We start from the raw sequence: 21,784 nt of genomic DNA on the forward strand, positions 1-21,784 counted from the left end.
TCAACGGGGCGCCCCGGTCTTGGCGGCGAGCGTCTCGTCGTACCACCACGTCGTCGGGAAGCCGGAGCTGGCGTAGAGCGGCAGGATCGCCGGGTGGCCGAACCGGTTCCAGCGCAGCGTCCGCTGCTGGTCGGAGGACCATTGCGGGACGACGTAGTCGTGGGCGAGGAGCACCCGGTCGAGGGCGCGCGTCGCCGCGACCACGGTGTGGCGGTCCTTGGCGAAGATGACCTTCTCGATCAGGGCGTCGATGCCGGGATCCTTGATCCCGATCAGGTTGCGCGAGCCCGGCTTGTCGGCCGCCGCCGAGCCCCAGTACTCGCGCTGCTCGTTGCCCGGCGAGAGCGACTCGCCCCACGACGCCGTGGTGACGTCGAAGTCGAAGTTGCGGATGCGGTTCTGGTACTGCGCCTGGTCGATGACCCGCAGGGTGGCGTCGATGCCGATCAGCTTCAGCTGCGCCGAGAACGGCAGGATGACCCGCTCGAAGGTGTTCTGGAACTCCAGGAACTCGACGGTCAGCGGCTCGCCGGTCGCCTTGCTGACCATCTTGCCGCCGCGCAGCTCGTAGCCGGCCTCGCGCAGCAGGCCGACGGCCTCGCGCAGGTTCCTGCGCACCGCCTCGGGGCCGTCGTTGACAGGGTTGGCGTAGGGGGTGGTGAAGACCGAGGCCGGGACCTTGTCCCTGACGCTCTCGAGGATCGCCTTCTCCTCGCCCTCCGGCAGGCCGGAGGAGGCCAGCTCCGAGCCGAAGAAGTAGGAGTTGATGCGCTTGTACAGGCCGTAGAACAGCGCCTTGTTCATCTCCTCGTAGTTCATCGCGAGATTGAAGGCCCGGCGCACGCGCGGGTCCCTGAACTTGTCCCGGCGCGTGTTGAACGCGAAGGCCTGCATGATGCCCATGCCGCGCTCGGGGAACGCCTCCTTGATCAGGCGGCCCTCCTTCACGGCGGGGAAATCCTCGTAGGCGGTCGCCCAGTTCCGGGCGATGTTCTCGACCCGGAAATCGTAGAGATCGCCCTTCAGCGCCTCGACCAGCACGGTGCCGTCGCGGAAGTACTCGTAGCGCTCGGTGTCGAAGTTGTAGCGCCCGGCATTCACCGGCAGGTCCTTGCCCCAGTAATCGGGCACGCGGGTGTAGGTGGTGGTGCGGCCCGCCTCGAATTTCGCGAGCCGATAGGGGCCCGAGCCCAGCGGCGGCTCCAGGGTCGTCTCGGTGACGCTGCGCGCCTTGCCGTTGGAATCCTTGGCGGTCCACCAGTGCTTGGGCAGGACGCGCAGCTGCCCGATCACCTGCGGCAGCTCGCGGTTGCCGGTCTCCGTGAAGGTGAAGGTCACCTCGTGCGGCCCGGTCACCTCGGCCTTGGCCACCGTCTGGTAGTAGGCGGCGTAGAACGGGCTGTTGGCCTTCAGCACGTCGAAGGACCAGACCACGTCCTCGGGCGTGATCGGCTTGCCGTCGTGCCAGCGGGCGTTCTCGCGCAGCCGGTACGAGACGGAGCCGAGATCGGGGGCGATCCGCACCGCCTCGGCGAGCAGGCCGTAGGAGGTGAACGGCTCGTCCGACGACTCGGTCATCAGCGGATCGTAGATCTGCTGGATGCCGTTCTCGAGGTCGCCCTTCAGGCCGGCGACGACGATGTTGAAATTGTCGAACCCGCCCTGGGCCCCGAACCGGACCATGCCGCCCTTGGGGGCTGCCGGGTCGGCGTAGTCGAAATGCTTGAAGTCCGGGCCGTATTTCGGCTGGCCCATCAGCGTGATCGCGTGGGTCCACTGGCCGTTGGCGGCCGGCAGGGTGGCCGGCACGGTGGGCGGCGTCGACGGCATCGCGGCCGGTTCCTGCGCAAGGGCCGGGGCGAGCTGGAGGCAGGCGACGAGGAGTGTCGCGGCGAGGAGGCGTCCAGTCACGGTCTGCGCTGTCACGGGCAGGCTGTCTCCGTTGGTTCGAGCCCGCGCCGGACGCGGACTCTCTCGACATGTCAGGGGGTCATAGGACGCGGACCGCCGCCCGTCGACCATGCGGGAGCGCACAGGGCCGCGCGGGGCCGAAGGCGCGCCCAGCCGCAAGTCCGCGTCACGCCGCCCGCCCCCGCCGGCCCTCGACCAGCCACATGGCGAGAAGGGCGGCCGCCAGCGTGGCCAGCGCCGCGAGGCCGAGCGCCAGCGGGTAGACCTCGACGCCGCGGATGTTGGCGCTGTCGCTCGGCCGGAAGCCGATCCAGTCGCTGCCGGCGAGGCGGCCGCCGCGCACCAGCGCGAGGCGCGGCACCTGGATGCCGCCCGACTCGGCGACCCGGCGGACCGAGCCGCCCGACCCGTCGGCCGCGGCCTTCAGGCGCTCAGTGTCGCTGAACACGTCGGCGAGCTCGCGCGGGTTGGCCGGCCCGACGCTGACGAAGGCCACGAGGTTGCCCGACCGCAGGGTGTGCAGGCCCAGGGTCTCCGCGTCGAAGGTCGCGGTGAACAGGCCGGGCTCCTGGGGCTTGAGCGTCAGCGTCGTCACCTTGCCGGTGGGGCCCGTCACTGTGACCGGCTCGGCCTGGTCCGCCATCGTCTGGCGCTCGACCCGCACCTCGCGGCCGCGCCCGGTGGTCTGGGCGCGCAGCGCCTCCTCCTCCAGGGCCGGCTCCTTCATCAGCCAGTGGCCGAGGCGGCGCAGCAGGTCGAGATAGGGGCCGCCCTCCTGGTAGCCCCGCGCCCAGAGCCAGGCGTGGTCGGACAGGAGCAGGGCGACGCGGCCCTTGTCCTCGCGCGACAGCGCGAGCAGCGGCAGGCCCTCGGCCCCCGACAGGATCGGCTGGATCCCCGGCCGGGTCCGGGCCTCGACGATGCGCAGCCAGTCGCCCCAGGCGGGCGGGTTCGCGTCCGAGCCCGGCAGGGCGCGGGTCACCGGGTGGCGCTGGCCGACCTGCGTCGGCGTCGCCTTGTAGGGCTTCTCGACGACCCGGCCGTCGGGGTCGCCGGGCAGGATGCCGGCGAGCCGCGTGCGGGCGAGGCTGGCCGGTCCGGCGAATTCGGGGCCGGCGGCGATCAGCAGGGCGCCGCCCTCGCGGACGTAGCGGACGATGTTGTCGAAATAGGCCTGCGGCAGCACGCTCTGGTTGGCGTAGCGGTCGAAGATGATCAGGTCGAAGTCCTTGATCTTCTGGACGAACAGCTCGCGCGTCGGGAAGGCGATCAGGGAGAGTTCCGAGATCGGCGTGCCGTCCTGCTTCTCCGGCGGCCGCAGGATGGTGAAGTGGACGAGGTCGACGTTGGCGTCCGACTTCAGGAGGTTGCGCCACGTGCGCTCGCCCTGGTGCGGCTCGCCGGAGACGAGCAGCACCCGGAGCTTCTCGCGGATGCCCTCGATCGGAAGGACCGCCCGGTTGTTGACCGTGGTGAGCTCGCCCGGCAGCGGCTCGACCTCGATCTCCACCACGTTCGGGCCGCCGTGCTCGATGCGCAGGTTCAGAGCGAACGGCTTGTCGGTGGCGACGTCCCGCCGGCCGATCTCCTCGCCGTCGCGGCGCACCGTGACGACGGCGTGGCCGGTCCCGCCGCGCTCCATGACCTCGGCGCGGATCGTCAGGTCCTTGCCGACGATGCCGAAGCGCGGCGCCTCCAGGAGCTTGATCTGCCGGTCGCGCTCGTCCGGGTGACCGGTGACGAGGACGTGGAGCGGCGCCTTGATGCCGAGCTGGGCCAGGGAGGCGGGGACGTCGTGCACCACGCCGTCGGTGAGCATCACGATCCCGGCGAGGCGTTCCGGCGGCACGTCGGCGAGCGCCTGACTCAGGGCCGTGAACAGCTTGGTGCCGTCGTCGCCGTCCTTGGAATCCGGCACGTCGATGAAGCGCGGCTCGATGTCGGTGAGCGCGCCGAACCGGCGCTGCAGCTCGGCGCGGACCGCGTCGGTCATCTGCGGCCGGTCGCCGAGCTGCTGGGACCCGGACCGGTCGACCACGATGGCGGCCACGTCCTTCACGGGCTCCCGGTCCTCGCGCACCAGCGCGGGGTTGGTGAGCGCCGCCAGGACCAGGGCGAGGACGAGGACGCGCAGCAGCGCGGTGCGGCCCCGGGCCAGGACGGCGAACACCGCCAGGACGGCGACGATCGCTCCGAGGACGGCGATGGCCGGCCAGGGCAGGAGCGGGGTGAAGCTGAGGCTCAGCATGGGGCGGAGCGCTCCGGATCCGTGAGGCGGCGCCGCGCCTCATTCCATGAACCGCCACGCTCACGCGGCGGCGCGGGCAGGCGCGACGGGCTCCTTCTCCCGCGCGGGAGAGGGCTGGGGTGAGGGTCGGGAAGGTACAGGCTCGAGCACGCCGTCGATGTGCCGGCAGGGAGCGCCGCGTCCGGGGAGATCTGGCCCCTCACCGTGTCCCTCTCCCGCACGGGAGAGGGGACCCGCGCCCCGTCCTGCCGACGCGGCGCCGCGCGCGCGCTTCGAATCTGCAGGCATGCAGAGGAGGGAGGGAAGGCGGCCGCGCGCCGTGTGTCCGAACCCATCACTGCCCCAGCCGCTCCAGCAGCGCGGGCACGTGGACCTGGTCCGCCTTGTAGTTGCCGGTGAGCGTGTACATCACGATGTTCACGCCGCCGCGGAATGCCATCTCGCGCTGGCGCTGGTCGCCGCCCACGACCGGGTAGAGCGGCTCGCCCCGGCGCCCCACCGCCCAGGCGGCGGCGAGGTCGTTGCCGGTGATGATGATCGGGCTCACGCCGTCGCCGGCGCGGGCCGGGCGGCGCTCGGCGCCCTCGGCGGCGGGCGGCAGCGCCTCCACCCAGGTCTGGCCCGTGGCGTAGCGGCCGGGGAAGCTGTCCACGAGGTAGAAGGCCTTGGTCAGCACGTGGTCGAGGGGCACCGGCTCCAGTTCCGGCACCTCGAGCGTCGCCAGCATCTTCCGGAGATAGGCTCCTTCCGGGGTGGGCGGCCCGCCCGGCCGGGCGGTGAGCGCGTCGCGGGTGTCGAACAGGACCGTGCCGCCGTTGCGCATGAACGCGTCGATCTTGCGGATCGCGACGTCCGAGGGCTGCGGCCGGTTCGGGGCGATCGGCCAGTAGATCAGCGGGTAGAAGGCCAGCTCGTCCTTCGCCGGGTCGATCCCGGCCGGCTCGCCCGGCTCCAGCGCGGTGCGCGCGGCCAGCATCTGGGTCAGGCCGGTGAGGCCGGTGCGGCTCGCCTCGTCGACGGCGGCGTCGCCCGTGATCACGTAGGCGAGGCGCGTGACCAGCGCCGATTCGATGCCGTTCGGCCGGTTGGCCGGCGGCTCCTCCGCGCGGACCGGGCGCGCCGGCAGGGCGGCGAGCAGGACGAGGCCGGCGAGGGCCAGCACGGCCGGACGGCCGCGCAGGCGGGCCGCCAGACCGCCGCGGCGCAGGAAGCCGCCGAGCCACAGCCCCGCCAGGGTGTCGAGCGCCAGCAGCAGCAGCGCCAGGGTGAACAGGCTCGGCCGCAGGTCCAGGGTCTCGGCGCCGGCGAGGGATCCGAACCGGGCGCCCTCGAGCGCGGCGGTGTCGAGGGGCTTCAGCCGGTCATCCGGTTTCAGGGCGTTCACGCTGATGCCTCCGTCCGGCGGGCCGTAGAAGCCCGGCGGATGTTCGAGGTTCGCCCGGTCGGCGTAGTCGGCCGACACCGCTGTGGCCGAGGCCGGCGGCGAGCCCAGCGCGCCGAACCCGTCCAGAGTCACCCGCGGCGCGAGCACCGGGGGGGCGGCCCGGGTGGCATCGCCCTGGACCGGCGCGGAAGCGCCGGCCAGCGCCACGACGCGCCGGAGCATGTCGATGAACAGGCCGGACAGCGGGAGGTTCGACCACGTCGTGTCGGCGGTCACGTGGAACAGGACGATCGTGCCCTGGCCGCGCTTCTGCGCGGTGACGATCGGCGTGCCGTCCTGGAGCGACGCCCAGGTCCGGTTCGGCAGGTCGCCGTCCGGCTCGGCGAGGATCTGGCGGCGCACGCCGATATCGGCCGGCGGCGTCAGGCCCGCGAACGGGCTCTCGGGCGGGAACGGTGCCAGGGTCTTGGGGCTGTCCCAGGAGAGCGTGCCGCCGAGCGTCCGGCCGCCCCGGCGCAGCCGCACCGGCACCAGCGGATCGTTGCCGGCGGCGAGCCGCGGGCCGGCGAAGCGCAGCAGCATCCCGCCGTCCTTCACGAAGCTCTCGATCCGCGCGGTGGTCTTCTCGTCGAGCGCGCCGACATCGGCCAGCACGAGGACCGAGACCTGATTGTCGAGAAGCTGGTTGATCGAGTCCGCCGTGCCCTTGGCGCCCCGCGGCTCCTGCACGTCCGCGAAGGGCTGGAGCGCCCGCGACAGGTAGTAGGTCGGCGCCAGGAGCGGCTGCGCCTGGTCGAGGGTGCCGCCGAACACGAGTCCGACCCGGCGGCGCTTGCCGCGCTCGTCCTGCAGCACCACGGCGCCGGCCGAGCGCTCGCCCGCGATCTCCAGCCGGCTGATGCTGTTGCGCAGCTCCACCGGCATCTCGAAGGTCGCGTCCGCCTCGGTGGCGTCGGCCGCGAAGGCGAAGTCGCGCTCGGCGAGCGGCAGGCCCTTCTGGTCGAGCGCCCGGATCACGCCCGCGTCGCGCCCGTTCGGCGCCGCCCGCAGGGCGTGGGTCACGAGCTTGCCGGCGTTCTCGGTGGCGGTCAGGGCGAGGGCCGGCGGCCTGTCGGCCCGCAGCACCGTGAGGGCCGCGCCCCTGTCGCCCGCGAGGTCGGCGAGCCCCTTGGCGAAGCGCGTGTCGCCCGCGCCGGCGACGCCGTCGCTGATCCAGACGAGGCCGGCGCCCCGGTTCTTGTCGAGGAAGGTCTCGATCGTCGCGAGATGCGCGTCGCGGGCGGGGAGGATCGGGCGCGGCGCGAGGGCGCGCAGGCGCTCCAGGGCGGCGGCCGGCGTCTTCGCCTCGAAGGCCGCGGGGGCGTCGGCGAGGCCGATCACCGCGACGGGCCGTCCGTCCCGGGCGGCGCCCTCGACCGCGTCGGTGGCGACGCGCAGGCGGTCGCGCCAGTCGTGGGCGGCCGGGAAGCCGTTGTCGAGGAGCACGAGGAGCGCGCTGCGGCCACCGCCGGCCCCGACGCCCCCGGCGTTCCAGACCGGGCCGGCGACCGCGAGGATCAGGGCGGCGGCGATCAGGAGCCGCAGGATCAGCAGCCAGGGCGGCGTGCGCGCCGGCGTCTGCCGCTGCGGGATCAGGTCGGCGACGAGCTTCAGCGGCGGGAAGTTGATCGGGCGGGGGCGCGGCGGGGTCACCCGCAGCAGGAACCAAAGGGCCGGCAGGCCGATCAGGGCGGCGAGCGCCAGCGGCGCCGCGAAGGTCAGACCCAGCATGGCGGCCTCACTCCGTGCCGCGGGCGGCGATCAGCGTGGCGAGCCGCAGGGCCGCCTCGCTCGCCGGCCGGTCCGTGCGGTGGATCGTCAGCGTCCAGCCCTGTCCGCGGGCGATGGCGGCGAGCGCCGCCCGGTGCTCGGCGATCCGGGCGCGGTAGCGCGCGCCCCAGGCGTCGGCGTCGCCGATATCGAGGGTGAGGCCGCCCTCGAGATCGTGCAGGACGGCCTGGCCGGTGAACGGGAAGGTCTCCTCGATCGGGTCCGCCACCATGAGGAGATGGCCGCGGCTGCCGCGGCCGGCGAGGCTCTGCACGGAGGCCGCGATCCGGTCGGGCTCGGTCAGGAAGTCGCCGATCAGCACCACCTCGTCGAAGCGGGCGGGGCTGGCCCGGGGCGGCAGGTCCTGGGTCAGGCCGGCCGTGTCGGCCACGAGCGCCTGGGCCAAGCGCTCGACGATCCCCCGCGACGCGCTGGCCCGGGTCAGCCCGAGGAGGCCAACCCGCTCGCCGCCCTCCACGAAGGCGTCCGCCAGAGCGAGGCCCAGGATCAGAGCGCGCTCGATCTTCGGCGCCGAGGCGAGGTCCGACACGAAGCCCATCGAGGCCGAGCGGTCGATCCACAGCCAGATGTTGTGGGCCGCCTCCCATTCGCGCTCTCGGACGTAGAGCCGGTCGTCCCGGGCCGAGCGGCGCCAGTCGACGCGGGCCGCGGCCTCGCCGGTGACGAAGGGGCGGAACTGCCAGAAGCTCTCGCCCGGCCCGGCGCGGCGGCGGCCGTGGAGGCCGTGGGCCAGCAGGCTCGACACGCGGCGCGCCTCCAGGACGAGGCGGGGCATCTTGTCGGAGAGGGCGGTCGCGCCCTCGCTCTCACGCCGGCCGGGGGTGCGCCTGCCGGCGTCGAGGGCGTTCGTCGCGACCAAAGTCAGAGCTTCTCCGCGAGCTTGGCGATCAGGCCCTCGATGGTCTCGCCGTCGGCGCGGGCGGTGTAGCTCAGCGCCATCCGGTGCTTGAGCACCGGCTCGGCGAGCGCCTTCACGTCGGCCACCGACGGCGCGACCCGGCCCTCGATCAGCGCCCGGGCGCGGGCGGCGAGCGTCAGCGCCTGGCTGGCGCGGGGGCCGGGACCCCAGAGGAGCTTGTCCTTCACGATGGCGTCGCCGCTGTCCGGCCGGGCGGCGCGGACGAGGTCGAGGATCGCCTCGACCACGGCCTCGCCCACCGGCAGCCGGCGCACGAGGCGCTGGGCGGTGAGCAGCTGCTCGGTGGACATCACGGCCCGCGGGCGCGCCTCGTCCACGCCGGTGGTCTCGATCAGGATCCGCCGCTCGGCGGCGCGGTCGGGGTAGCCGACGTCGATCTCCAGGAGGAAGCGGTCGAGCTGCGCCTCGGGCAGGGGATAGGTGCCCTCCTGCTCGATCGGGTTCTGGGTCGCCAGCACGTGGAACGGCCGCGGAAGGTCGTGGCGGGCGCCCGCCACCGAAACGTGGCCCTCCTGCATGGCCTGCAGCAGCGCCGACTGCGTGCGAGGGCTCGCCCGGTTGATCTCGTCGGCCATCAGGAGCTGGGTGAAGACCGGCCCCTGCACGAACCGGAAGGCCCGGCGGCGCTCGGCGTCCTCCTCTAGGATCTCGGTGCCGAGGATGTCGGAGGGCATCAGGTCTGGCGTGAACTGCACGCGCCGCGCGTCGAGGCCCAGCACCGTGCCCAGCGTCTCGACCAGCTTGGTCTTGGCGAGGCCCGGCAGGCCGACCAGCAGGCCGTGGCCGCCGGCCAGGATGGTCACGAGTGCGAGATCGACCACTTTCTCCTGGCCGAAGATCACCCCGTGAATCGCCTCCCGCGCCGCGCCGACGTCGGCGAGGCAGCTCTCCGCCGTCGCCACGATGCCGTCGTCCAGGGTGGTGGCCGGGTTGATCCCCTGCGTCATGCCGATATCCATCTCCTGCCCGGGCCCCGCGGGACCCGCCGGCCAATCCCGCAAGTGTGGGGCTTCAGGTGCCGGGCTGGCAAGGTCGGGATCGCCGCACGCCCGTTCGCGGCCGCGTTGGCGGCGTCCGGCGCCCTCGCCGAGACCGGAGCCGCCCGCGATGGGTCGGACGCCGATCCCGCCCCGCTCTTGGCGTGGGCGACCCGGACCTTTAGGAAGGCGCCCAAGCCGGGGCGATCCTCACCCGCGACCGCCGGACCGGCCGAACCCTCTGATGTCTCTCGCGGATCGCGGCGTGGGCAGCTTTGCGGGCTTCCCGCGTATCCGGACCTGACCATGCGCCTTCGTGATGTGTTCGCCGTCGGATCGTCGGAGAAGGCCGGCCTCGCCGGCGCGGCGCAGTCCCTCGCGCGCCCGCTGACCCGGCGCCTCAGGGGCCGCCGCGGTGAGCCCCGCCAGGCGGACCTCGTCCGCGCCGTCAAGGAATCCGGCCTGTTCGATCCGGCCTGGTACGCGAGGCGCTACCCCGACGTGGTCGGCGAGGGGATCGATCCGGCGGTGCACTACGCGGTCCACGGCGGGCGCGAGGGGCGCTGGCCGCACCCGCTGTTCCACGGCGACCTCTACCTCGATTCCGTCCCGGGCCTCCGGGCCGAGGGCACCAACCCGCTGCTCCACTACCTCGACCGCGGCGCCGCAGCCGGCATCCGCCCCAACCCGCTGTTCGACCCGGACTGGTACGCGACGCGCTACCTCGGCGGCGCCGAGCACCGCGCCCGGGCGTTCGCCGACTTCCTGGCGCGGGGCGACACCGACCCGTCGCCGCTTTTCGACACCGCCTGGTACCTGTCCCGCTACCCGGACGCCCGCGCGGCCGGCGGCAACGCGCTGAGCCACTTCTTCGAGACCGGCCGGAAGCAGGGCTACCTCCGCAACCCCGAGGAGTTCGCCGGCCTGTCCCGTCACGTCGACCTGATCCGCCGGTCGGGCCTGTTCGACGCCGCCTTCTACCGGGAGCGCTGCCCAGAGGCCGAGACCAGCGGGCTCGAACCCCTGGAGCACTACGTGATGGCCGGCGGCTACCGCCGCTACGCGCCCCACCCGCTGTTCGATCCCGACTGGTACGCGGCCCAGTCCGCCGAGGTGCGGGCCGACAGCCTCAACCCGCTGGTCCATTACCTCGAGCACGGTGCCGCCGAGGGCCTCGACCCGGGGCCCTGGTTCGACACGCGCTGGTACACCGAGACCTACTTGCGCGACGACGCGGCCGGGCCGAATCCGCTGGCGCATTTCCTCGCCGACGGCGGCCGCACGACGAGCCCGTCGCCGCGCTTCGACGCGCCCTGGTACCGCGCCCGCTACCCGAAGGTCGCCGCGCTCGGCCTCAACCCGCTGATCGACTACGTCACCACTGGCCTGGAAGCGGGCCGCCTGACCCGCCGCGTCCCCGGGGCCGCGGTGCCGGAAGCCTCCGACGCGCGCCTCTCCTGCCTGAAGCGCGAGCCCCGGCGGCACGGCCGCACGGCCCTGTTCATCACCCACTGCCCCGAGGGGCGGATCCGCGGCCACGTCGAGCCCTACCTCAAGGCCTTCGCGGAGAACGGGACCGACCTCGTTCTGATCATCGCCGCCGACCAGCACAAGAACGCCGTGCCGCAGGCGATCCTGGATCTCTGCGCCTCGGTCTACCTGCGCGAGAACAGCGGCTTCGACTTCGCCGCCTGGGCGCATGTCCTCCTGGAGGACACCGACCTCCTCGATTCCGAGACGCTCTACCTCGCCAACGACAGCCTCGTCGGGCCCCTCGACCGCGACGACTTCGCCGGCCTGCTCGCCAAGATCGACGCCTTCCCGGAGGCGGTGATCGGCCTCGCCGACAATTTCTACTACAGCCACCACCTCCAGAGCTTCTTCCTGGCCCTGAAGCGGCGCTGCCTGTCCTCGTACGCGTTCAACCACTTCCTCCTGTCGGTGGCGAACTGGCCGGACAAGAACGCGGTCATCACCGAGTACGAGCTGACCTTCTCGCAGCGGATGCGGGCGGCCGGGCTCGGCATGCGCAGCCTGTTCTCGGCCCAGAACAAGCACATGTCGCTGGTCAACGACCCGCGCAACAATCGCACCCTGTTCGACTGGGAGAACATGCTCAGCCAGGGCTTCCCGTTCGTGAAGCGCTCGCTGCTGGGCGAGCACGCCGCGATCGGCGGGGCGGCGGTGCGGGAGGCGATCGCCGAGCGCGGCTTCGACCTCGACCGGCTCGACGTGACCTACACGTATCCGGGGGCCAGGATTTGGGCTGACCTGCGCCGGCCCCGGGCGCCGGAGCGGCCGCAGCGCGTCGCCTACGTCTCGCCGATGAACTACGCCAACGGCCTCGGCGTCGCGGCCCGCAGCTACGCCCGCGCCCTGCATCGGACCCCCTTCGCGCTGAACGTCCACCCGATGGAGCGGCCGTTCCACGTCCACGCCCGGGTGGCGCCGGCGTGGCAGGCCCGGACCTTCTCGGGCCCCGCCGACGTCGCGCTGGTCCATTTCAACGGCGACAGCTGGCACTCGCTGATGAGCGACCGGCAGCGGGCGATCGCCGCCGAGGCGCGGCTGAAGATCGGGCTGTTCGTCTGGGAGACCTCGCACGTGCCCGGGGGCTGGCTGCCGACCGTCGACGGCCTCGACGCGATCTGGGCGCCCACGGAGTTCTGCGCGGCGATCTTCCGGCAGATCACCGACATCCCGGTCGACGTCGTGCCCTACGTGGTCGAGAACGAGGCCGGCGAGCCGGTGAGCGCCGCCGCCAAGGCGAACCTGCGCAAGGCCTTCGCGATCGACCCGTCCAAGCGGGTGATCCTCTACGCCTTCGACGGCTCCAGCTACCTCGCCCGCAAGAATCCGCACGCGCTGATCCGGGCCTTCCGGGCGGCGGGTCTCGGGCAGGCCGGCTGGCAGCTCGTGCTCAAGACCAAGCACGTGTTCGACCTGCCCGAGGAGGGCAAGAAGCTCCTCGACCTCGTGGGCACGTCCGGCGACGTCGTGGTGATCGACCAGCCGCTCTCTCAGAACGAGCTCGGCGCGCTGTTCGATCTCTGCGCGGTCTACGCGTCGTCGCACTCCTCGGAGGGCTTCGGCCTGACGATCGCCGAGGCGATGGAGATGGGCAAGGTCGTGGTCGCCACCGATTACGGCGGCTGCCGCGACTTCCTCGACGCCACCTGCGGCTTCCCCGTGAAGGCCGAGGTCACGGCCCTCGACCAGACCTACGGCCCGTACCTGCGCGGCGCCGAGTGGGGCCAGGTGGACGAGGCGGACCTGACCCGGGCCCTCAACGACGCCGCCCGGGCGGTGACCGGCGGCGACGCGGCCCGGATCGCCGCCGCCGCCCGGGCGCGCATCCGCGAGCGCCTGTCCATCGGCGCGGTGGCGCGGGCCATGGAGGCGAGCCTGACCCGCATCCTGGCCGCCGAACGGTCCTGAATCCCCGGAGACGCGACCCGTGTTGAAGAAGAAGCCGGTCCCGGCCCCGTCGGCCTCGTGGGGCACGCTCCCGTGGCCGGACGCGATCCTGCCGCTGCCCCTCGACGGGCAGCTCCGCCCCCTCGACGAGCGCCGGCTCGCCCAGGTCGCTTCCGGCCAGTTCCCCGCCTGCCGGGCGATCTTCGTCGCGCCCGCGGCCTCCGAGCTGCGCCCCGACCTCGCGGCGCACCTGACGCGCGCGCTGGCGGAGCGGCCCGATATCGGCATCTTCTACGGCGACGACGCCGTGGTGGACGGCGCTGGCCAGGTCCGCAGCGTCCACTGCAAGCCGGCCTTCAACCCGGCCCTCCTGATGGCCGACGACTATATCGGCTTCCCGCTGCTGATCCGCGTCTCGGCCCTGGCCGGCCTGAGCCCCGATTTCGGCCTGCGCCACGGCAGCGCCGCGTGGTTCCGATTCCTGCTCGGCGCGATCTCCGCGGGGATCGGCATCGACCGGATCCCCCAGACCCTGATCGCCTCGCCGCTGGAGCGCCCGAAGGCGACGCGCACGGCGCGCGCCCACGCCCTCGACCGCTGGTTCGAGGCCTCGGGCATGCCGCTGCGCACCGCCCCGGGGCTGACCCCGGACACGCTGGAGATCCGCCGGAGCTTCGACGCGCGGCCGGCCGTGACCCTGGTCGTGCCGACCAACCAGAGCCGCCCGAAGGACGATCAGGGCCGCGCCGTCGAGGGCGCGAAGCCCCACGTGATCAACCTGCTCGACAGTCTCGGCCGCAGCACCTACCCGGCCGACCGGATCCGCGTGCTGATCGGCGACGACGTGGCCGACGACGCGATCTACCGCGGCCGCTCCGACCGCTTCACCGTGACCCGCCTGCTGACGACCCGGGCGCCGGGCGAGCGGTTCAACTACGCGGCCAAGATGAACACCCTCTGGCGCGCGGCCGAGACCGACCTCGTCATCCTGATGAACGACGACCTCGTCGTGCGCCGCCCCGGCTGGATCGAGGCGCTCCTGACCTTCGCGCTGGACCGCGGCGTCGGCGGCGCCGGCGGCCGGCTGCTGTTCCCCACCGGCAAGATCCAGCATGCCGGCATGACCGGCGGCATCTTCGACGTGTTCGCCCACCCCTGGTACAACCGGGACGCGGCCGAGCCGACCTACGGCGACTGGGCCCTGACGCAGCGCGACTGCTCGGCGGTGACCGGGGCGCTCTTCGCCACCCGCAAGGCGGTGCTCGAGGCGGTCAACGGCTTCGACGAGGGCTTCGCCCTCGACTTCAACGACGTCGACCTGTGCCTGAAGATGCGGCAGCTCGGCTACCGCATCGTCTACACGCCCTTCGCCGAGCTGGCGCACCACGAGAGCGCCTCGCGGCAGACCAGCTTCGCGCCGGGCTCGCAGATCGCCCGCTTCCTGCGCCGCTGGGGTGACGTCATCGCGGAGGATCCGGCCTACAGCCCGCAGCTGCGCATCGACACCGACGTGGTCGCCCCGCGGGCCGACGCGACGCGCTGGATCGCGGAGCGCCGGGCGGACGCCGCCTGAGCGGCCGGCGCGCCCGGGTTAAGCTAAACGCGCGAAGTTCGGCGCGGCGGCCTGGAACGGGGCAGTCCGAGCCTCTACCCATCGTGGCGGATGCGCGGACGGAACCGTCCGCGCCGGGGTGGGGAGCCCGACGTGAAGAAGCCGCTCACCGCCGCCGCCCTCCTCGTCGGCCTCGCCCTGGTCGGCCTCGCGGCGGAGATCCGGCTGCACGAGCGGGGCCGTCCCGTCGCCAGCACGGCGGTCCGGTCCGGCGGCGCCGCCTTCGCCCCGGCGCCGATCCCGGCGGACTGGGTCGTCTCCGGCGACCCCGTCACCGAGGTCGCGGAGGTCTCGCAGACCCATGACGGCAGCGCGCAGGTCTACCTCTGGCGCACCACGGCCAGCACGTTCCGCTGGACCCACCACGCCGACGAGATCATCACCATCCTCGACGGCGAGGTCTTCGTCACCGACGCCGACGGCAGCCGCCACCACCTAACGCCGGGCGACGTGGCGCATTTCCCGGTCGGGTCCGTCCAGCTCTGGGAGGTGCCGAGGACGCTCCTCAAATCGGCGATCCTCAAGCACCGCAGCCCGACCCTGGTCGAGGCGTCCCTGCGCTGGCTGCGCCGGGCGCGGGCGCTCGTCGCCGGCTGAGGCGCGGGCGCCGGCGGCGTCCGCCGCGCCGCGCCGACGAGGCGTAATCTAGGTTGAATCCCGCGATCCGGTGACACGGCTTGCTAAGGCTCGGCGCGGCATCTTCGGCGCTCCGACGCCGCGAACCGACCCGATGCCCCCACCCCGCGACCTGCAGCTCGACGCCGCGCGCGGTCTCGCCGTGCTGCTGGTCCTGTCCGGCCACCTGCTGCAGCCCGTATTCTACGGCCCGTCGGGGCCCGAGCCGGGGCCGGCCCTCGCGGTCTGGCGGGTCATCTACGCCTTCCACATGCCGTTCTTCTTCCTGCTCTGCGGGATGGTCGACCGGATCAAGGGCGAGGCGAGTCTCGGCGAAGCCTGCCGCTCCGCGCTGCGGCTCGTGGCGGTGACGCTGGCGTTCGGCACCCTCGCGCTGGTGCCCCAGGCCCTCGCCGGCACCCTGTCGCCCGGGGACGCGCTGGGCGACGCGCTGTGCGGCCGCGACTTCGGTCTGGGCGTGCTCTGGTTCCTGGTCGCCCTGGGGCTTGTGCGGGTGATCGACGCCGCGGCGCGCGCGGCGACCTTCCCGGGCGGCTACTGGATCGTCCTGGGCGGCGCCCTGGCCCTGTCGTGGACCTGCAGCGCGCGGGCGTTCCCGTACTGGCAGGTCCACGCGCTCGTGGGCGCCCTGCCGTTCTACGTCGCGGGCCTGCGGCTCGGGCCACGGGCGTTCGACGTGTCGGCGCTGCTCGGCGCCTGCGGCCTCGCCGTGCTCCTGCTCTCCGCGCCGCGGAACTTCGTCCACGTCGCGACCGGGCATTACGGCGACCCGGCGCTGTTCGCCGTGACGGCGGTGGCGGGCTCGGCGTTCGCGCTGGCGGTCGCCGGCCGGCTGCGCGGCCCGCCGCGCGCCGCGGCCGGCCTGCTGGGGCGGGCGAGCTTCGAACTCTACATCGTCAGCGGCGTCTTCCTCCTCCTGGCGCCGCACTGGCCCGCCTGGGACCGGTGGGACGGCCTGGTGCTGCTCGCCGCAATCGGCCTGCCCCTGCACCTGATCGCGGCTCGCGGGCTGCGCGGGCCGATCCGGGCCGTCCGCGCGGCCGCCGACAGTGTTGTCGACGGCTTGGTCGACGGGCTCGCCGGCCGCCGGCGTCGCGCGCGGCCGGGCTTGCCCGGGGCGGATCCTTAAGACTTGTGCGGGACGATCCGCCGGCATTCCGGCGGCAAGACCTTCGATGACAGCGCCACACGCCAGGGGCCCCGATGTTCGCTGAGCGCCCGCGCGGCGGCGTCGGCGCGTGGCCCCTCATCGCCGCCACGCTGGTCGCCACGATCGTCTGGATGGCGGTCGCCGGGCTGCACTTCGCCTGGGACAGCGCCCTCGTCACCCTCGCGGCCTGCGGCGGGCTCGAGGCCCTGGCGCAGGTCTACCGCACGCGACGCCCCGAGCCGCGCATCGCCGCGACGCTGAGCGCGCTGGCGCAGGTCATCGCCTTCAGCGCCTGCGCGGCCGCGCTGTCGTACACCGTCGCGAGCACCGGCGGCCCGCTCTGGGATTCGACCTTCGACGCCTGGGACCGGCGGCTCGGACTGGACTGGCGCGCCTACCTGGCCTTCGTGGACGGCCATCCGCGGCTCGGGCTGGCGCTCTCGCTGGCCTACCGGAGCCTGATCCTGCAGACCATGCTGGCGGTCATCCTGCTGGGCTTCAGCGGCCGGCTGCGGGCCCTGCGGGACTTCGTCCTGGCCTTCGCCCTCGCCGGCACGGTGACGGTCCTGATCTCGGCGCTGACGCCGGCCCTGGCGAACTTCGTGTACCTGGGCCTGTCCCCGGCGGACTTCCCCAACCTGCACCCGGCCGCGTCCTACGTCCACGTCGCGGACCTGACCGGCCTGCGCGACGGCGCGCTCCGGACGATCTCCCTCGACCACGTCGAGGGCATCATCACGTTCCCGAGCTTCCACGCGGCGCTGGGGGCCCTCTACATCTGGGCTTTCTGGCACCTGCGCGCGGCCCGGATCCCGGCCCTTCTCGTCAACGTCCTCCTCATCGCCGCCACGCCGATCGACGGCGGCCACTACTTCGTCGACGTGATCGCCGGGCTGGTCATCGCCGTCCTGGCGATCTGCGCCGCGCGGGCGCTCGGGCGGCGGTGGGCCGCGGACGCGCCCAGTCCCGGAGCGCCCGAGGGCGGACCCGCACCCGGGCGGGCCTGACGCGCGCGGCCCGCGGGCACCTCAGAGCGGCTCGCCTCGCATCAGCCGGGGCCGCGAGTCGCGTGCGGCCGCGGCCTCGCCGATGAAGAAGCGCTTGAGCCCCGGCAGCCGGTCCACGATCCCGAGGCCGAGGTCGCGGGCGAGCCGCAGCGGCAGGGCGTCGTTCGAGAACAGCCGGTTCAGCCCGTCGGTCGCCGCCGCCATGGCGAAGCTGTCGAAGCGCCGGGCGCGCTCGTAGGCGCGCAGCACGTCGGGGCTGCCGGGGTCGAGGCCGAGGCGCAGCGCGCCGGTCACGGATTCGGCCAGCGCCGCGGCGTCCGCGAGCCCGAGATTGAGGCCCTGGCCGGCGATCGGGTGGATCACGTGCGCCGCGTCGCCCAGCAGGGCGAGGCGCTCGGCGCGGAAGGCGCGGGCGATGCCGAAGGCGAGGGGGTGACGGCTGGGTCCGTGCTCCAGCGCGAGCGCGCCGAGATCCAGGGTGAACCGGCGCTCGATCTCGGCGAGCACCTCGTCGGGGCCGCCGGAGAGCAGGGCCTCGGCGTCGTCCGACCGCTCGGTCCAGACGATGGAGGAGCGGTGCCCCAGGGGGCCGCCGTCCCGTAGCGGCAGGATCGCGAACGGGCCCGCGGGCAGGAAGTGCTCGAAGGCGCGGCCTTCGTGCGGCCGGGCGTGGCCGATCGTCGCCACGATCCCGACCTGCGGGTAGGACCAGCCGACCCAGCCGATCCGCGCCGCCTCGCGCAGCCGCGAGCGCGCGCCGTCGGCGGCCACTAGCAGGTCGCCCCGCAGGGTCTCGCCGGTGGTGAGCGCCGCGCGGATCGCGGCCCCCTCCGGCACCGCGCGCACCACCCCGGCGGCGACGATCGCGACCCCCGCCGCCCGGCAGGCCTCCGCGAGGGCCGCGGCGAGCGGCTCGGCCTCGATCATGTGGGCGAAGGGCTCGCCGTCGTCGCGCTCCGCGTCCGCCTCGCGGCCGAAGGTCAGGAAGACCGGCCGCACCGGGTCGGCGAGGCGGCTGTCGCTGATCACCATCTCGCCGATCGGCTCGGCCGCTTCGGCGACCCGGGCCCACAGGCCGAGGTGCTCCAGCATGCGCCGCCCGCCCGCCGCGAGGGCGTAGGCGCGGCCGCGATGCCGGGCGGGGTCGGCGGCGCCCGGATCGATCACCGTTTCGGCCAGCGCCGGCCCGTGGGCCTGCTTCAGGGCGAGGGCCAGGGCGAGGCTGGGCAGGCCGCCGCCGGCGATCAGGAGGCTGCGGCTGCCGGGGCGAGGCGTCTCGGCCGTCATCGGGGCGGATCTCCTAGGGGTCCAGCGCGGGACGCGTGGATTGGTTCGTCCGAAAAGCCTATGTCGCACGCGGGCAACGAACGGAAACCCCGCGGGTCATGACCGACGCCAACACCGACGCGATGACGGACGCCGTCGCCGAGCTGATCGCCATCCTCGACCTAGAGCGCCTGGAGGTCGACCTGTTCCGCGGCCAGAACCCTAAGACAGGCTGGCGGCGCGTCTTCGGCGGGCAGGTGGTGGCGCAGGCCCTGGTCGCCGCGACCCGGACGGTGCCCGACGACCGTCCCGCCCACTCCCTCCACGCCTACTTCATGCTGCCCGGCGACCCGCGCACGCCCATCGTCTATGAGGTCGAGCGGATCCGGGACGGGCGGAGCTTCACGACCCGCCGGGTCAAGGCGATCCAGCACGGGCGCGCGATCTTCGCCACGACGGTGTCCTATCAGGTCGTCGAGGAGGGGCTCACGCACCAGCCGGCGATGCCGGCGGTGGCCGGGCCCGAGGGGCTCCTCGACGGCAAGGCCCTGGCGGCGGCCGGCGGCACCGGGATGCCGGAGGCGATCGCCGCCTATTTCGGCCGCGAGCGGCCGATCGCGCTGCGGCCGGTCGATCTGAACCGCTATCTGCCCGCCGGCGCGGGCGGCCGGGCGCCGGACCCGATCTTCAATGTCTGGCTGCGCGCGGCCTCGGCGCTGCCGGACGATCCGGCACTCCACCGGGCCGTGCTGGCCTACGCGTCCGACATGACCCTGCTCGACGTCTCGCTGATCCCGCACGCGCGCTCGGTGTTCGACCCGACGATCCAGGCGGCGAGCCTCGACCACGCGCTCTGGTTCCACCGGCCCGTGAAGATCGACGACTGGCTGCTCTACGCCCAGGACAGCCCGGTCGCGGGCGGCGCCCGCGGCTTCGCCCGGGGCCAGATCTTCGACCGGGCCGGCAACCTCGTGGCGTCGGTGGCCCAGGAGGGGCTGATCCGCCCGACACGGGATTAAATCGCGTTGCCGCGCGTGTGTTGCCGGCACGCAACGGGGCGAGATGCACGGAATTGGGCAGATTGCCTCGTCTTTGTGCGGCGGCGCGACCGGACCTGCCCGCTATCTGGCCGTATCGGGCTAATCGATGGGCAAAATGGCGACCGGCGAAAATGTTCCCGGCCAAGCTTGTCTGGCATAGTCCTTGAATAGCGGCCTTCGACCGCGGGTCATCCCGAGCCTGCGGACGGTCCGGGTCGGCTCGTCCCGCAGGTCGGGTGACGGCAACGGTTCCCGAGGACTTCGAAGGGGGCGTCGCCCATGAAAATCGTGATGGCCATCATCAAGCCGTTCAAGCTCGAGGAGGTGCGCGACGCGCTCACCGGAATCGGCGTGCACGGCCTGACGGTGACGGAGGTGAAGGGTTATGGCCGCCAGAAGGGCCACACCGAGATCTACCGCGGCGCGGAATACGCCGTCAGCTTCCTGCCGAAGCTGAAGATCGAGGTCGCCGTCGCCTCGGACCTGACGTCCAGCGTGATCGACGCCATCGCGGGGGCCGCGCGGACCGGCCAGATCGGCGACGGCAAGATCTTCGTGATGCCGCTGGAGAAGGCGGTGCGCATCCGGACCGGCGAGACCGACGCCGACGCCCTCTGATCCGCGGCCCGGTGCGCCCGGGCCCGCCGATCCCCAGACCTCCTGAAACACTACGGACTTGAGACCGGGAGCCACGTGCCCATGAAACTTCGTCATGCCCTCATGCTCGGCTTGGGAGGGGCGGCGATCGCCGCCCTCCTGATCGAGCCGTCCCTCGCGCAGACCCCGACACCGGAAGCCGCCTCGCCGCCGCCCTCGCCGATCCCCAACAAGGGCGACACGGCCTGGATGATGATCTCGTCGGCCCTGGTGCTGATGATGAGCATCCCGGGCCTCGCGCTGTTCTACGGCGGCCTCGTGCGCACCAAGAACATGCTGTCGGTGCTGACCCAGGTGTTCGCGATCGTGTCGATCGTCGGCCTGCTCTGGGTGTTCTACGGCTACAGCCTCGCCTTCACCAGCGGCGGAGGCCTCAACGACTTCGTCGGCGGCCTCTCGAAGGCCTTCCTGAAGGGCGTCGACGCGAACTCGACGGTCGCGACCTTCTCGAACGGCGTCGTGATCCCGGAATACGCCTATCTGTGCTTCCAGATGACGTTCGCCATGATCACGCCCGCGCTGATCGTCGGCGCCTTCGCCGAGCGGATGAAGTTCTCCGCGCTGGTGGTGTTCACGATCCTCTGGGTCACGATCATCTACTTCCCGATGGCTCACATGGTCTGGTACTGGGCCGGCCCGGACGCCGTCGGCAACGCCGCGAAGGCGCTGGCCGCCGCCACCGACGACGCCTCGAAGGCGACCGCCCAGGCGGCCCTCGACGCGGTCAACAAGGATGCCGGCTTCCTCTTCCAGAAGGGCGCCCTCGACTTCGCGGGCGGCACGGTCGTGCACATCAACGCGGGCATCGCCGGCTTCGTCGGCTGCCTGATCATGGGCAAGCGCATCGGCTACGGCCGTGACCTGCTCGCCCCGCACTCCCTGACCATGACGATGATCGGCGCCTCGCTGCTGTGGGTCGGCTGGTTCGGCTTCAACGCCGGCTCGAACCTCGAGTCCAACGGCACCGCCGCCCTCGCCATGCTCAACACCTTCGTGGCGACCTGCGGCGCCGCGGTGGCGTGGCTGTTCGCCGAGTGGGCCCTCAAGGGCAAACCGTCCCTGCTCGGCATGCTGTCGGGCGCGGTCGCCGGCCTCGTCGCGGTCACCCCGGCCTCCGGCTTCGCCGGCCCCATGGGCTCGATCGTGCTCGGCCTCGTCGCCGGCGTGGTCTGCTTCGTGATGTGCTCGACCGTGAAGAACGCGCTCGGCTACGACGACTCGCTGGACGTCTTCGGCGTCCACTGCGTCGGCGGCATCCTGGGCGCGCTGGCGACCGGCATCCTGGTCGACCCGAACCTCGGCGGCGTCGGCATCCCCGACTACACCTCGAAGCCGGGCGAGCTCGCGGTCGGTGCCTACGACATGATGAGCCAGCTCATCGTCCAGGCCGAGGCGGTCGGCCTGACGCTCCTGTGGTCGGGCATCGGCTCGGCGATCCTCTACAAGCTCGTCGACGTGACGATCGGCCTGCGCGTCACGCAGGAGGAGGAGCGCGAGGGTCTCGACATCGCCGATCACGGCGAGCGCGCCTACAACTACTGAGACGGAGGGCGCGGCCCCGCGGGGCCGCGTCCCCCGAACGAGAAAACCCCGGCTCCGTGAGGACCGGGGTTTTTTCGCGTCAGGCCGTCATCGCGAGCGCAGCGAAGCGACCCAGGGCAGCGCTGCGGTCGGAATCGGAGCGAAGCCCTGGATTGCTTCGCTCCGCTCGCAAAGACGATGCGGGGCGG

Annotated in this window: 14 protein-coding genes; 8 read left to right on the plus strand and 6 right to left on the minus strand. The window is 73.0% G+C overall.

Annotation, left to right across the window (positions count from 1 at the left end):
• The 5 genes from ABIC30_RS14855 to ABIC30_RS14875 form a co-directional block, all read right to left on the minus strand.
• Complete coding sequence (locus ABIC30_RS14855) at window positions 1-1,926, minus strand: extracellular solute-binding protein (RefSeq protein WP_020092628.1); 1,926 nt, start codon at window positions 1,924-1,926, stop codon at window positions 1-3.
• 151 nt (window positions 1,927-2,077) lie between these two features.
• The gene (locus tag ABIC30_RS14860) at window positions 2,078-4,159 is read right to left on the minus strand and encodes a membrane protein (RefSeq protein WP_042671469.1); all 2,082 of its coding nucleotides are present in this window, start codon (window positions 4,157-4,159) and stop codon (window positions 2,078-2,080) included.
• Between the two features lie 334 nt (window positions 4,160-4,493).
• Window positions 4,494-7,313 carry a DUF4159 domain-containing protein gene (locus ABIC30_RS14865; RefSeq protein ID WP_354455590.1) on the minus strand — a complete coding sequence of 940 codons (2,820 nt, stop codon included), beginning with the start codon at window positions 7,311-7,313 and terminating at the stop codon, window positions 4,494-4,496.
• Window positions 7,314-7,320: 7 nt separating this feature from the next.
• A complete protein-coding gene (locus ABIC30_RS14870) occupies window positions 7,321-8,232 on the minus strand; it encodes a DUF58 domain-containing protein (RefSeq protein ID WP_354455592.1) in 912 nt (303 codons plus the stop codon).
• Between the two features lie 2 nt (window positions 8,233-8,234).
• Window positions 8,235-9,239 carry an AAA family ATPase gene (locus ABIC30_RS14875; protein ID WP_100251474.1) on the minus strand — a complete coding sequence of 335 codons (1,005 nt, stop codon included), beginning with the start codon at window positions 9,237-9,239 and terminating at the stop codon, window positions 8,235-8,237.
• A gap of 336 nt (window positions 9,240-9,575) precedes the next feature.
• Here ABIC30_RS14875 and ABIC30_RS14880 point away from each other — a divergent pair, with 336 nt between their 5' ends.
• From ABIC30_RS14880 to ABIC30_RS14900, 5 genes are all read left to right on the plus strand, one after another.
• Window positions 9,576-12,707 carry a rhamnan synthesis F family protein gene (locus tag ABIC30_RS14880; protein WP_354455594.1) on the plus strand — a complete coding sequence of 1,044 codons (3,132 nt, stop codon included), beginning with the start codon at window positions 9,576-9,578 and terminating at the stop codon, window positions 12,705-12,707.
• Between the two features lie 19 nt (window positions 12,708-12,726).
• Complete coding sequence (locus ABIC30_RS14885) at window positions 12,727-14,259, plus strand: glycosyltransferase family 2 protein (RefSeq protein WP_354455596.1); 1,533 nt, start codon at window positions 12,727-12,729, stop codon at window positions 14,257-14,259.
• Between the two features lie 132 nt (window positions 14,260-14,391).
• On the plus strand, window positions 14,392-14,895 hold the full coding sequence (locus ABIC30_RS14890; RefSeq protein WP_020092621.1) for a cupin domain-containing protein: 504 nt from the start codon (window positions 14,392-14,394) through the stop codon (window positions 14,893-14,895).
• A gap of 133 nt (window positions 14,896-15,028) precedes the next feature.
• Window positions 15,029-16,063: an acyltransferase family protein gene (locus tag ABIC30_RS14895; protein ID WP_354455599.1), complete on the plus strand. Its 1,035-nt coding sequence runs from the start codon at window positions 15,029-15,031 to the stop codon at window positions 16,061-16,063.
• Window positions 16,064-16,137: 74 nt separating this feature from the next.
• Complete coding sequence (locus ABIC30_RS14900; protein ID WP_103984966.1) at window positions 16,138-17,091, plus strand: phosphatase PAP2 family protein; 954 nt, start codon at window positions 16,138-16,140, stop codon at window positions 17,089-17,091.
• 21 nt (window positions 17,092-17,112) lie between these two features.
• Here ABIC30_RS14900 and ABIC30_RS14905 read toward each other — a convergent pair whose 3' ends face one another.
• Entirely contained in the window at window positions 17,113-18,378 is a 1,266-nt protein-coding gene (locus ABIC30_RS14905) for an FAD-dependent monooxygenase (protein ID WP_042670979.1), read from the minus strand.
• Between the two features lie 98 nt (window positions 18,379-18,476).
• Between ABIC30_RS14905 and tesB the strand changes: the two genes are divergently transcribed.
• The 3 genes from tesB (at window position 18,477) to ABIC30_RS14920 (ending at window position 21,596) form a co-directional block, all read left to right on the plus strand.
• Window positions 18,477-19,376, plus strand: a complete 900-nt coding sequence (gene tesB, locus ABIC30_RS14910) for an acyl-CoA thioesterase II (protein ID WP_091976800.1) — start codon at window positions 18,477-18,479, stop codon at window positions 19,374-19,376.
• 300 nt (window positions 19,377-19,676) lie between these two features.
• Entirely contained in the window at window positions 19,677-20,015 is a 339-nt protein-coding gene (locus ABIC30_RS14915) for a P-II family nitrogen regulator (protein ID WP_010683623.1), read from the plus strand.
• 81 nt (window positions 20,016-20,096) lie between these two features.
• Window positions 20,097-21,596 carry an ammonium transporter gene (locus tag ABIC30_RS14920; protein WP_042675605.1) on the plus strand — a complete coding sequence of 500 codons (1,500 nt, stop codon included), beginning with the start codon at window positions 20,097-20,099 and terminating at the stop codon, window positions 21,594-21,596.
• Window positions 21,597-21,784 lie beyond the last annotated feature (188 nt).

Origin of the sequence: Methylobacterium sp. 1030 (genome assembly GCF_040544715.1) — a bacterium.
In the GTDB taxonomy this organism is placed as follows: domain Bacteria; phylum Pseudomonadota; class Alphaproteobacteria; order Rhizobiales; family Beijerinckiaceae; genus Methylobacterium.

Bases quoted from the DNA above. Each gene is read 5' to 3' on its own strand.
- ABIC30_RS14865 (WP_354455590.1), bottom strand. From the start codon at position 7,313: ATGCTGGGTCTGACCTTCGCGGCGCCGCTGGCGCTCGCCGCCCTGATC.
- ABIC30_RS14905 (WP_042670979.1), bottom strand. From the start codon at position 18,378: ATGACGGCCGAGACGCCTCGCCCCGGCAGCCGCAGCCTCCTGATCGCC.
- ABIC30_RS14875 (WP_100251474.1), bottom strand. From the start codon at position 9,239: ATGACGCAGGGGATCAACCCGGCCACCACCCTGGACGACGGCATCGTG.
- ABIC30_RS14915 (WP_010683623.1), top strand. From the start codon at position 19,677: ATGAAAATCGTGATGGCCATCATCAAGCCGTTCAAGCTCGAGGAGGTG.
- ABIC30_RS14880 (WP_354455594.1), top strand. From the start codon at position 9,576: ATGCGCCTTCGTGATGTGTTCGCCGTCGGATCGTCGGAGAAGGCCGGC.
- ABIC30_RS14920 (WP_042675605.1), top strand. From the start codon at position 20,097: ATGAAACTTCGTCATGCCCTCATGCTCGGCTTGGGAGGGGCGGCGATC.
- tesB (WP_091976800.1), top strand. From the start codon at position 18,477: ATGACCGACGCCAACACCGACGCGATGACGGACGCCGTCGCCGAGCTG.
- ABIC30_RS14900 (WP_103984966.1), top strand. From the start codon at position 16,138: ATGTTCGCTGAGCGCCCGCGCGGCGGCGTCGGCGCGTGGCCCCTCATC.
- ABIC30_RS14895 (WP_354455599.1), top strand. From the start codon at position 15,029: ATGCCCCCACCCCGCGACCTGCAGCTCGACGCCGCGCGCGGTCTCGCC.
- ABIC30_RS14860 (WP_042671469.1), bottom strand. From the start codon at position 4,159: ATGCTGAGCCTCAGCTTCACCCCGCTCCTGCCCTGGCCGGCCATCGCC.